Genomic DNA, 11,598 nt, shown 5'->3' with positions numbered 1-11,598 from the left:
ATGCGTATTCTCATTACCGGCGGTGCCGGGTTCATTGGCTCTGCCCTGGTTCGCCACTTGATCCGGCACACCGGGCACGAAGTGCTCAATCTGGACAAACTGACCTACGCCGGCAATCTGGAATCGCTGACCAGCATCGCCAACGACACACGCTACGAATTCGTGCAGGCCGATATCGTTGATCAGGCCGCCGTCAGCGCCGTGCTGGCACGTTTCCAGCCTCATGCAATCATGCATCTGGCGGCGGAGTCCCACGTCGACCGTTCCATCGACGGTCCGTCGGATTTCATTCAAACCAATATCGTCGGCACTTACAGCCTGCTGGAGGCGACCCGCGCCTACTGGCAAACCCTGGCCGAACCGGAGAAAAGCGCTTTCCGCTTTCACCACATCTCCACGGACGAGGTTTACGGCGACCTGCATGGCGTCGATGATCTGTTTACGGAAACGACCCCGTACGCACCCAGCTCGCCGTATTCCGCCAGTAAGGCAGCCTCCGACCACTTGGTGCGCGCGTGGCAGCGCACTTACGGCCTGCCGGTATTGCTGACCAACTGCTCGAACAACTACGGGCCGTTTCACTTCCCCGAAAAACTGATCCCGCTGGTGATTCTCAACGCCCTGGCCGGCAAGCCGCTGCCTGTTTACGGTAACGGCCTGCAGGTTCGCGATTGGCTGTTTGTCGAGGATCACGCCCGGGCGTTGTTCAAAGTGGTCACCGAAGGGGTGGTCGGCGAGACCTACAACATCGGCGGTCACAACGAGCAGAAGAATATCGACGTGGTGCGTGGCATCTGCGCGCTGCTTGAAGAGCTGGCGCCGAACAAGCCTGATGGCGTCGCGCATTTCGCCGACCTGATTACTTTCGTCCAGGACCGTCCTGGCCATGACCTGCGCTACGCGATCGATGCCAGCAAAATTGAGCGCGAACTCGGCTGGAAGCCCGAAGAAACCTTCGAGACCGGCCTGCGCAAAACCGTCCAGTGGTATCTGGAAAACCTCGAGTGGTGCCGCCGTGTTCAGGACGGCAGCTATCAGGGTGAACGACTGGGCGCCATCAATACCAAGGAGTTGATCGCATGATGAAAGGAATTGTTCTGGCCGGTGGTTCGGGCACGCGTCTGCACCCGATCACGCTGGGCGTGTCCAAACAGCTGTTGCCGATCTACGACAAACCGATGATCTACTACCCGATCTCGGTCCTGATGCTGGCCGGCATCAAGGAAATCCTGGTGATCTCCACCCCGCAGGACCTGCCGCAGTACCGCAACCTGCTGGGTGACGGCAGTCAGTTCGGCGTGCATTTCAGCTACGCTGAACAGCCTTCACCCGATGGCCTGGCCCAAGCCTTTCTGATTGGTGAAGAGTTCATTGGCAAGGATCCGGTGTGCCTGATCCTCGGCGACAACATCTTCCATGGTCAGCGCTTTAGCGAACAGTTGAATAACGCCGTTGATCGCTCGTCTGGCGCCACCGTGTTCGGGTACTGGGTCAAAGACCCGGAGCGCTTCGGCGTGATCGATTTCGACGACGAAGGCCGCGCCCTGTCGATCGAAGAAAAGCCGAAAGTACCGAAATCCAGCTACGCAGTGACCGGGCTCTACTTCTACGACAACGACGTGATCAAGATCGCCAAGGCCGTGAAGCCCTCGCCTCGCGGTGAGCTGGAGATCACCGACGTCAACAATGCCTACCTCAAGCGTGGCGATCTGCAGGTCGAACGCTTCGGTCGCGGTTTCGCCTGGCTGGATACCGGCACTCACGACAGCCTGCTTGAAGCGTCCCAGTACGTGCAGACCATCGAGCATCGCCAAGGGCTGAAAGTGGCCTGCCTCGAAGAAATCGCTTACGAAAAAGGCTGGATCGACCGCGACCATTTGCTCGAGCGCGCCAAGTATTTTGGCAAGACCGGTTATGGTCAGTACCTGTACAAACTGGCTGAGGGTGGACAATGAATGTGATTGAAACCGCGCTGCCTGAAGTGTTGATCCTTGAGCCCAAGGTCTTCGGCGACGAGCGCGGCTTTTTCTACGAAAGCTTCAATGCCAAGGCATTCGAAGAGGCGACCGGCCTGAACAGGCAGTTCGTTCAGGACAACCATTCCCGCTCCCAGAAAGGCGTGTTGCGCGGACTGCACTACCAACTGGAAAACACCCAGGGAAAACTGGTGCGGGTGACGGTCGGTGAGGTGCTGGATGTCGCGGTGGATGTTCGTCGCAGCTCGCCGCATTTTGGTCAGTGGGTGGCGGTGCGTTTGTCCGCGGAAAACCGCCGTCAACTTTGGGTGCCGGAAGGCTTCGCCCATGGATTTGTGGTGTTGAGTGACGTCGCAGAGTTCCTCTACAAGACCACAGACTATTACAACCCCTCCGCCGAACGTTGCATCCGTTGGGACGATCCGACGCTCGCCATCGATTGGCAACTGGATGCAGCCCCCCGGCTTTCGGCCAAAGACCAACTTGGTAAAACCTTGCAAGAGATTGATCTGTTTCCATGAGAATTCTTATCAGCGGTCAGCATGGACAGGTTTCAAGTGAGTTGCAGAAGCGCCTGGGTGTTCTCGGCGAGTTGGTGGTTCCAGGTCGCGATCAGCTCGACCTGACTCAACCGGAGCAGATTCGTCAGCAAGTCCGGCGCGTTCGTCCCGATCTGATCATCAACGCCGCGGCTTATACCGCGGTCGACAAGGCTGAAGGCGATGCGGCAGCAGCCTTCGCCGTCAACGCGGAGGCCCCGGGCATTTTCGCCGAAGAAGCCTCGGCGCTTGGCATTCCGCTGATCCACTACTCCACCGATTACGTGTTCGACGGCAGCAAAACGGTGCCTTACAACGAAGCCGACGCGCCTCACCCGCTGGGCGTCTACGGCCAGAGCAAACTGGCCGGCGAACAAGCAATCACGGCGGTACAGGGCAAGCATCTGATTTTGCGGACCAGTTGGGTTTACTCGGTCCATGGCCACAATTTCCTGCTGACCATGCAACGTCTGCTGCAAGAAAAACCGGAGCTGCGCATCGTCGCCGACCAGTTCGGCGCGCCCACCTGGGCCGGCACGATCGCCAACAGCACCCTCGCCCTGATCGAACGCTGGCAGGCCGGCGAGACTGGCGCCTGGGGCACCTATCACCTGACCGCGCAGGGTGAAACCTCGTGGTTCGGTTTCGCCCAGGCCATCGGCGAAGCGCTGCGGGAACAGGGAAAGCCTTGCGCAAACCTGCTGCCGATTACCACCAGCGACTACCCGACACCCGCCACCCGACCGCTGAACTCACGACTGGATTGCAGTCGCCTGCAGCGCGAATGGGGCGTCCGTCAGCCGGACTGGCAAACCGCGCTACGCGAGTGTCTTGCCGGACAAGCCTAGGCATAATGCGCCTGTACCCACAGGCGCCTGATGCTCATGAACTCGACCCTCCCCCGCCGACCCCGCTGGCGCAGCCTGGCCCTGCTCGCGCTGTGCCTGGCGCCATTGCTGTGGCCGCTGGAGCATCTGGCCGAGCGCTATTACCGCAGCGAACTGGCCGGGCAGAACCGTCAGACCCTCGACCTGTACGTCGCCAACCTGCTGGGCACGCTGCATCGCTATGAAGTGTTGCCGCAGATCCTTGGCGACCTGCCGGCCCTGCGCGCGGACCTGTCTGCACCGGACGACGGCGTAACGCAAGGCAACGCCAACCGGCTGCTGAAGAACATCAGCGCCCAGACCGGCGCCGAAGTCATGTACCTGATGGACACCACGGGCAAGACGCTCGCCGCCTCCAACTGGGACAAGCACGACAGTTTCGTCGGACGCAATTTTGCCTTTCGGCCGTATTTCAGTGAAGCCATGGCCGGGCGTCTGGGGCGCTTCTTCGGCCTGGGCACCACATCGGCCAAGCGCGGGTATTTCTTCGCGGCAGCGGTCCGTGATCGCGAAAAAATCATCGGCGTGCTGGTCGTCAAAGTTGACCTGGACCATACCGAAAGCCTCTGGGGTAAAACCCCGGAACAACTGCTGGTGACCGACCACAACGGCGTGGTCATTCTCACCTCGCGGCCAGAATGGCGGTTTCGCGCGACCCGTCCGTTGAGCGACGCCGAGCGTGAAGCAATCACCGCGATTCAGCCCTACCCGACCCGCGAACCCAAGCCGTTGAACCTCGATCCGGACGCGTGGTTGACCCAGACCCGGCAGATCGATGAAACCGGCTGGAGCGTCAGCATCCTTGCGCCGCGCACCCTGATCGACCGCCCGGTGCGCACGGTGGTTGCCATCGGCGGCGCGACGCTGCTGGTGTTGATGTTGTTGCTCGGGCTGATGATGCAGCGCCGCCGTCATTACCTGGATCGGATCGCCTTCGAAGCCAAGGCCCGTCGGGAACTGGAAGGCCGCGTGGCCGCGCGCACCAGCGATCTGGAAGGCCTCAACCGCCGACTGAAACAGGAAGTGCTGGAACGCGAACACGCGCAGCAGGAACTGGTGCGCGCCCAGGATGACCTGGTGCAGGCCGGCAAACTCTCGGCGCTCGGGACCATGTCGGCGAGCATCAGCCACGAACTCAATCAGCCGCTGGCGGCGATCCGCAGCTACGCGGAAAACGCCGAAGTGCTGCTCGATCATCAGCGCACCGACGATGCGCGCGGCAACCTCAAGCTGATCAGCGAACTGACCGGGCGCATGGCCTCGATCATTGCGCACCTGCGTGCCTTTGCCCGGCGTGATCGCCACGCGCCGGAAAGCGTCGCGCTGCAACCGGCACTCGATGACGCGCTGGCGCTGCTGGCCAAGCGTCGACGGAGCATGGAAGTCGAGCTGATCCGCGACTTGCCGGCCGCCACGTTGTGGGTCGAGGCCGGGGAAACCCGTTTGCGCCAGGTGCTCGGCAACCTGCTGGCCAACGCGCTGGACGCGCTGACGGAAAAAGGTCCGCCGCGTAAACTCTGGTTGAGTGCCCAATCCACGGCCGATGGCGTCAATCTGTACATTCGCGACAACGGCCCGGGCTTTTGCATGGAAGCCCTTGGCCGCGCCAGCGAGCCCTTCTACACCACCAAGACCCGCACGCAGGGGCTGGGTCTGGGGTTGGCGATTTGCGAGACGCTAATGCGCGCTTTCGGGGGGGAACTGTCGTTCGCCAACCACAAGGAAGGCGGCGCCCTGATTACCCTGAAACTGCGCGCAGGCGCACCGGGCGTGAGCCTGCAACCGTCCGAGGACCGAAGTGCATGACCATCGACAACCGCATCCAGGTCGTGCTGATCGACGACGATCCCCATCTGCGTCAGGCCCTGAGCCAGACGCTGGACCTGGCGGGCCTGAAAATCCTGCCGCTCGCCGAAGCCAAGGGCGTGGCCGGGCAACTGGAGCGCGACTGGCCCGGGGTGGTGGTCAGCGACATTCGCATGCCGGGCATGGACGGTCTTGAGTTGTTGACTGAACTCCACGCGCAAGACCCGGAGCTGCCGGTGCTACTGATCACCGGTCACGGCGACGTGCCGCTGGCGGTGCAAGCGATGCGCATCGGCGCTTATGACTTTCTGGAAAAACCCTTCGCCAGCGACGCCCTGCTCGACAGCGTGCGCCGGGCATTGGCCTTGCGCCGGCTGGTGCTGGATAACCGCAGCCTGCGGCTGGCCCTGAGCGATCGCAATGAGCTGAGCACAAGACTCGTCGGACAATCGGCGCCGATGCTGCGCCTGCGCGAGCAGATCGGCGCACTGGCGGCGACCAAGGCCGACGTGCTGATCCTCGGCGAAACCGGTGCCGGTAAAGAGGTCGTGGCCCGGGCGCTGCACGATTTGTCGAGCCGTCGTAATGGACCGTTCGTGGCGATCAACGCCGGGGCGCTGGCCGAGTCGGTGGTCGAAAGCGAGCTGTTCGGTCACGAGCCCGGCGCCTTTACCGGCGCGCAAAAGCGTCGCATCGGCAAGTTCGAATTCGCCAGCGGCGGCACGGTCTTCCTCGATGAAATCGAAAGCATGAGCCTGGACGTGCAGGTGAAGTTGCTGCGTTTGCTGCAAGAGCGGGTGGTCGAGCGCCTGGGCGGCAATCAGCTGATCCCGCTGGACATCCGCATCATCGCCGCGACCAAGGAAGACCTGCGCCAGTCCGCCGATCAGGGGCGCTTCCGCGCCGACTTGTATTACCGTCTCAACGTGGCGCCGCTGCGCATTCCGCCGCTGCGCGAACGGGGTGAAGATGCGCTGATGCTATTCCAGCATTTCGCCGATGAAGCCAGTGCTCGCCATGGCTTGCCGCCCCACGAACTGCAACCGGGGCAACGGGCCTTGCTGCTGCGTCACACCTGGCCGGGCAACGTGCGGGAATTGCAGAACGTCGCCGAACGTTTTGCCCTGGGCCTGGAACTGGCGCTGGACAATAGCGCGCCGGAGAGTGGGGCGAGCACAATGGTTGAAGTGGTCAGCGGCGGGTTGAGCGAGCAGGTGGAACACTTTGAGAAGTCGCTGATTGCCGCCGAACTGGCGCGCTCTCACAGCTCGGTGCGCAGCCTCGCTGAAGCCCTCGGCATTCCACGCAAGACCTTGCACGACAAACTGCGCAAGCACGGGCTGAACTTCGCCGACAGCGGCGCCAGCAGCCACACTGACGAACTCGATTGAGTCCTCACTTCAAACAAGAGGCCCAGCATGAACCGCGACAGTCGTCACCTGGAATCAGTCCTCCATCGCGACATTCCCCTGACGCAGGCCATGGGTGTCAAAGTGCTCGACTGGCACGACCAGCAACTGCGCCTGCACTTGCCGCTGGAGGCCAACGTCAACCACAAGAGCACCATGTTCGGCGGCAGCCTGTATTGCGGCGCGGTGCTGGCGGGTTGGGGCTGGCTGCATTTGCGTCTGCGTGAAGAAGGCATTGAAGACGGGCATATCGTGATTCACGAGGGGCAGATCAGCTATCCGCTCCCGGTGACCATGGATGCGACGGCGATTTGCCAGGCGCCGAGTGCGGCGGTGTGGAAGAAGTTTGTGGCGATGTATCAGCGCTATGGAAGGGCAAGGTTGACGCTGCATTCGCGGATTGTGAATGTGGGGAGTGAAGAGGATGCGGTGACGTTTGTTGGTCAGTATGTGTTGCATCGTTGAAGTGGAATGACTGTATTCCAGGCAAACATGACTTTAGGAGCCGTCGAGAAATATTAGATGCCAGGACGACTCCGTCAAGTTTAAAAATTAGTCCGCAGGCGGTATCTTGCTGTATGTAACGACCACATCTGCAGACTTAACCCCAGCGACAGCTTTTTGCTGATTCAACTTGTAGTCTCCTGCCTTACAAGTCACCGTGTTAACACCAACAAGTTCAATCGTTACGGCAAAACCCTCGTCCTGGTTGACCCTGCAACTTGTTTGATTACTCAATGCCCCGGTGGGCTGCGGCGAATGAGTAATCGACTCCATACCTATGATGGTTTGACCGGCCACTGGAGTGATATTGACGTAAATATCCCGTTCAGTTGAGGTCAGCACCTTAGCCGGGTCGCCGGGTTTTAACGTCCAGCCATTGGAGCGCAATTCCAATCCAAGCGGAGGGGGATTAACAGTCACATTTCCAGCGAACGCCATCCCAGTACAAAAGGAAAGACCTACAAACAATAGTGCATTCTTCGAGTTCATTTAAAAGCTCCTTGCCTGACCAATTTATACGCTCGCCAGATATAAACTCAGCACAACAAAGATCCCCGACCAATAAATGGCTAACCCACCTAACCGTTTAACTAACCCTCCCGGATTAGTGATGAAATACTAGCACCCGATCAGCCGCTTGAAACCTGTCAAACATGACAGTGTATAAGCAGACAGTGGTTAACTTACACTGACTCAAACTGAACTTAGTGACAATAACTTCGCGCGCCAGGACACGCCTGCTGGCAGCGCCACAAAATAATTGTTCAGCAAAGATTCCCGCGCCGGATAGCTGAACGGCGCTCCGCTCAAATCCAAGACCTCGCCACCCGCACCTTCCAGCACACCCTGAGCCGCCGCCGTATCCCACTGCGAAGTGGGCGCCAGACGCGGATAACAATCCGCCGCCCCTTCCGCCAGCAGGCAAAATTTCAGCGAACTGCCGATATTGGCCAGTTGCAGCTCACCGAGGCTGTCGCTCAACCCGGCCAGCAAGCGTTCTTGCTCGGGACTCGAATGCCGACGGCTGGCGACGACCGTGAAAGCCTCGCCCGGGGCGGGCACGGTGCGAACCTGAATCGGCGACGGCTCGACGTCTTTATCACCACGCCACGCGCCCAAGCCGGCGCCACCCACATAGAAGCGTCCATTGGTCGGCATCGACACCACGCCAAACACCACTCGCCCCTGTTCGATCAACGCAATGTTGACGGTGAACTCTTCGCTGCCGGAGATGAACTCCTTGGTGCCGTCCAGCGGATCGACCAGCCACCAACGCTGCCAGCCGGCACGCACGCTCTGGGGGATGTTGGCGTCTTCCTCGGACAACACCGGAATGCTCGGGTCCAGCGCGGTCAGCCCGGCCAGAATCAGATGATGAGCGGCGAGGTCAGCTGCGGTGACCGGTGAATCGTCAGCCTTGGCGGTCACCTCAGTGCCGGTGCGCCAGAACGGCAGGATCGCGTCGCCAGCCTTCAACGCCAGTTCAACCACCGGTGCCATCAATGGGTGCGGAAAATTCATGGCAGGAACACCCCACGCTGAGTCAGCAGATCACGGGCCAGGTACAACGCCGCCAAGGCACGCCCCTCAGTGAATTTCGGGTTCTGGGCCAGGGCCGACAGCTCTCGCAGATTGATCTTGTCCACGCCCATCGGCTCGGGCTCGTCGCCTTCAAGCCTTTCTTCGTACAAGTCGGTGGCCAGCACTATCTGAATCTTCTGGCTCATGTAACCGGGCGACAAGGACAACTCGGTCAGGTGCTCCAGCTGTCGCGCGCCATACCCGGCTTCTTCCTTGAGCTCGCGCTCCGCCGCCGCCAGCACATCTTCACCCGGCTCGATCAAGCCTTTGGGGAGCGACAGTTCATATTCATCAGTGCCGCCGCAATATTCCTCGACCAGCACCGCGTGGTCCGAATCGAGCATCGCCACGATCATCACCGCGCCATACCCGGCGCCCTTGCCGACCAGTCGCTCATAAGTGCGCTCCACGCCATTGGAAAAGCGCAATTTCAGCTCTTCGACACAGAACAAGCGGCTGGTGGCGACAATCTCGCGGGCGAGGATGGTGGGTTTCTGGCGCATGAAAGGCTCCTTGGCGTGAACGCGTTACTATACCCGGCCTATTCTGATTGTTGACCTCGGATATTTTTTTACCGTTGGAGAAGTTTTTTATGTCACTGCTGCCGTGGCGCGACATCGACACCGTTCTGCTGGACATGGACGGCACGCTGCTGGACCTGCACTTCGACAACCATTTCTGGCTGGAACACCTGCCCCAGCGTTACGCCGAGTTGCACGGGGTGAGCCGGGCCATGGCGGAGATGGAATTGCAGCCGCTGTTCGAACGCAACGCCGGCCAGTTGCAGTGGTATTGCCTGGATTTCTGGAGCGCCGAGCTGAAGCTGCCGGTGCGCGAGCTGAAACTGGAAACCGCGCACCTGATCGCTTTGCGCCCGGATGCGGATACGTTTCTGGAGGCGATCAAGAAGGCCGGCAAACGGGTGGTGATGATCACTAATGCGCACCGTGATTCGCTGTCACTGAAACTGGAAAGAATTGAACTGGCGCCGTACTTCGAGCGGTTGATCAGCTCTCACGATTACGGCTTTCCCAAAGAGAATCCGCAGTTTTGGGAAGCATTGCAGGCGGATATCGGCTTCAATCCGGCGCGCAGCCTGTTTATCGACGATACGTTGCCAATCCTGCGCAGTGCGCGGGATTTTGGCGTGGCGCATCTGTTGGCGGTGAGTGAACCGGACAGTCGCAAGGGGCCGAAGGATACGGCGGAGTTTGCGGCGGTTGAGGATTATCGGGAACTCATTGCAGGGCTTTGAGACCGAGGCGCCTGCTTCGCGAGCAAGCCCGCTCCCACATTAGACCGAGTCTTTCAATAAGAGCACGGTCTAATGTGTGAGCGGGCTTGCTCGCGAAGGCCATCACACGGTCTTGAATGTTACTCAGGAATCCGCAACGACTGCCCCGGATAAATCTTGTTCACATCCTTGAGCATCGGCTTGTTGGCCTCGAAGATCTTTTGATACTTGTTGGCATCGCCATACACGCGCAAGGAAATCGCGCTAAGGGTGTCGCCCTTCACAACCGTGACAAAGGTTGCTGCCTTCACCACCGGCCCGGTCACCGTAATCTGGTCATCCACGCTACCGACCCCGGCGATATTGCCCACCGCCAGCAGGATCTTTTCCTTCTCTTCCTGGCTCGCCACTTCACCGGTCACCGTGACCTTGTCACCGTCCACCGTCGCCTGCACATTCGGATTTCCCAGGCCGACCTTGCTGATGTGTTCCTTCAATTGCTCACTGGCATTGGCGTTGCCGGGCGTCAGCAGGTCGATAAGCTTTTCGCCTGCTTCTTTCACAAAGCTAAAAATACTCATGGTGCACTCTCCTTGGGTTTCGAGTTCCAGACGCAAAAGCCTAGCGCAAGGTTGCCACCCTCGGCTCCCAACCGACCAATGACGCCGCTGACCGCCAGGCGCTAGAATCCTGACCTTCCCGCGCCCTGGAGCGAAGATGGACATCAAGCAGCTGAAATTCCTCATCGCCCTCGACGAAACCCGGCATTTCGGCCAGGCCGCCGCGCGTTGTCACATCACCCAGCCGACCCTGTCCATGCGCCTGCGCAGCCTCGAAGAAGAGCTGGAGTTGCCATTGGTCAACCGTGGCCAGCGCTTCGAAGGCTTCACCGCACCGGGCGAACGAGTCCTGGCGTGGGCGCGAACCGTGCTGGCGGCCTGTGACGGTTTGCAGGCCGAGGCCGCTGCCTGTCGCGGCAACCTTGTCGGTACGCTGCGTCTGGGCGTGGTGCCGTTGTCGAGTTTCGATCCGCTGCCCCTGCTGCAACGTTTGCACGCCGAACACCCGAACCTGCGTTTCGAACTTTCGGCGTTGAGCTCCGAGCAGATCCTCGAACAACTGGCGAACAATCGCCTTGACCTCGGTGTGTCGTATCTGGAGCGTCTGGATGCCGAACGTTTCGATTCCCTGTCGTTCAGCGAAACCCGCATGGGCCTGCTCTACGATCAGCGCTTCTTCACGTTCGGTGAAGCGCCGCTGAGCTGGGAGTCGCTGATCGAACTGCCGCTGGGCATGCTCACCAGCGGCATGCATTTTCGCCAGTCCATCGACCACAATTTCCACAGCCGCGGCCTTACTCCGCAGCCGCTGTTGCAAACCGATGCCGTGCATCAACTGTTACAAGCGGTGCATGGTGGTTTGTGTTGCGCCGTGATGCCGCTGGACGGTGGTCTGGAAAACCTCACTGATCATTTGCGTCTGCAACCGATCGAAAACGCTCAGACCCTCGGCCGACTGGGGCTGATCATGCGTCGCAGCGCACCGCGCTCGGCGTTGGCGGAAGCCTGTTTCGCGATCTATCAGAAATCGCTGACAGGTTCTTGATCGACGGCATCTATCGGCAGATCAGTATTAGCGATTAGACGCGACATCTTGACGCGC

Annotated in this window: 13 protein-coding genes; 9 read left to right on the top strand and 4 right to left on the bottom strand. The window is 60.2% G+C overall.

The window, feature by feature from the left end; all coding sequences use genetic code 11:
• The 7 genes from rfbB to ACA073_RS01400 are packed head-to-tail and all read left to right on the top strand — an operon-like array spanning position 1 to position 7,082.
• Positions 1-1,083, top strand: a complete 1,083-nt coding sequence (gene rfbB, locus ACA073_RS01430) for a dTDP-glucose 4,6-dehydratase (RefSeq protein WP_497401091.1) — start codon at positions 1-3, stop codon at positions 1,081-1,083.
• Positions 1,080-1,955: a glucose-1-phosphate thymidylyltransferase RfbA gene (gene rfbA, locus ACA073_RS01425; RefSeq protein ID WP_497401089.1), complete on the top strand. Its 876-nt coding sequence runs from the start codon at positions 1,080-1,082 to the stop codon at positions 1,953-1,955. Before rfbB ends, rfbA begins: the two co-directional genes overlap by 4 nt.
• On the top strand, positions 1,952-2,497 hold the full coding sequence (gene rfbC / locus ACA073_RS01420) for a dTDP-4-dehydrorhamnose 3,5-epimerase (protein ID WP_497401087.1): 546 nt from the start codon (positions 1,952-1,954) through the stop codon (positions 2,495-2,497). The genes rfbA and rfbC overlap by 4 nt, the downstream gene beginning before the upstream one ends.
• Positions 2,494-3,363, top strand: coding sequence for a dTDP-4-dehydrorhamnose reductase (gene rfbD / locus ACA073_RS01415; protein ID WP_497401085.1), 870 nt, complete (start codon positions 2,494-2,496; stop codon positions 3,361-3,363). The genes rfbC and rfbD overlap by 4 nt, the downstream gene beginning before the upstream one ends.
• 36 nt (positions 3,364-3,399) lie before the next feature.
• Complete coding sequence (locus tag ACA073_RS01410) at positions 3,400-5,208, top strand: sensor histidine kinase (protein ID WP_497401083.1); 1,809 nt, start codon at positions 3,400-3,402, stop codon at positions 5,206-5,208.
• Positions 5,205-6,599 carry a sigma-54-dependent transcriptional regulator gene (locus tag ACA073_RS01405; RefSeq protein ID WP_497401081.1) on the top strand — a complete coding sequence of 465 codons (1,395 nt, stop codon included), beginning with the start codon at positions 5,205-5,207 and terminating at the stop codon, positions 6,597-6,599. Before ACA073_RS01410 ends, ACA073_RS01405 begins: the two co-directional genes overlap by 4 nt.
• 27 nt (positions 6,600-6,626) lie before the next feature.
• On the top strand, positions 6,627-7,082 hold the full coding sequence (locus ACA073_RS01400; protein ID WP_497401079.1) for a thioesterase domain-containing protein: 456 nt from the start codon (positions 6,627-6,629) through the stop codon (positions 7,080-7,082).
• Between the two features lie 87 nt (positions 7,083-7,169).
• On the opposite strand, the gene ACA073_RS01395 is transcribed toward ACA073_RS01400, so the two are convergent.
• The 3 genes from ACA073_RS01395 to nudE all read right to left on the bottom strand — a co-directional run bounded on the left by ACA073_RS01395 (position 7,170) and on the right by nudE (position 9,205).
• Entirely contained in the window at positions 7,170-7,610 is a 441-nt protein-coding gene (locus ACA073_RS01395) for a hypothetical protein (protein WP_497401077.1), read from the bottom strand.
• Between the two features lie 204 nt (positions 7,611-7,814).
• Positions 7,815-8,642: a 3'(2'),5'-bisphosphate nucleotidase CysQ gene (cysQ, locus tag ACA073_RS01390; RefSeq protein ID WP_497401075.1), complete on the bottom strand. Its 828-nt coding sequence runs from the start codon at positions 8,640-8,642 to the stop codon at positions 7,815-7,817.
• Positions 8,639-9,205 (bottom strand): ADP compounds hydrolase NudE, encoded by a 567-nt coding sequence (nudE, locus tag ACA073_RS01385; RefSeq protein ID WP_497401073.1) that lies wholly within the window; start codon positions 9,203-9,205, stop codon positions 8,639-8,641. The genes cysQ and nudE overlap by 4 nt, the downstream gene beginning before the upstream one ends.
• Positions 9,206-9,294: 89 nt before the next feature.
• Between nudE and yrfG the strand changes: the two genes are divergently transcribed.
• A complete protein-coding gene (gene yrfG, locus ACA073_RS01380; RefSeq protein WP_497401071.1) occupies positions 9,295-9,957 on the top strand; it encodes a GMP/IMP nucleotidase in 663 nt (220 codons plus the stop codon).
• A gap of 119 nt (positions 9,958-10,076) precedes the next feature.
• Here the strand turns inward: yrfG and lysM are convergent, their stop codons facing one another.
• A complete protein-coding gene (gene lysM, locus ACA073_RS01375) occupies positions 10,077-10,517 on the bottom strand; it encodes a peptidoglycan-binding protein LysM (protein WP_084318267.1) in 441 nt (146 codons plus the stop codon).
• Positions 10,518-10,653: 136 nt separating this feature from the next.
• Here lysM and ACA073_RS01370 point away from each other — a divergent pair, with 136 nt between their 5' ends.
• Positions 10,654-11,541, top strand: coding sequence for a LysR family transcriptional regulator (locus ACA073_RS01370; protein WP_497401069.1), 888 nt, complete (start codon positions 10,654-10,656; stop codon positions 11,539-11,541).
• Positions 11,542-11,598: the final 57 nt, after the last annotated feature.

It is taken from the genome of Pseudomonas sp. LBUM1670 (assembly GCF_059695695.1).
The sequence above is the reverse complement of the archived record's forward strand: the minus strand, read 5'-3'. Positions and strand labels throughout refer to the sequence as shown.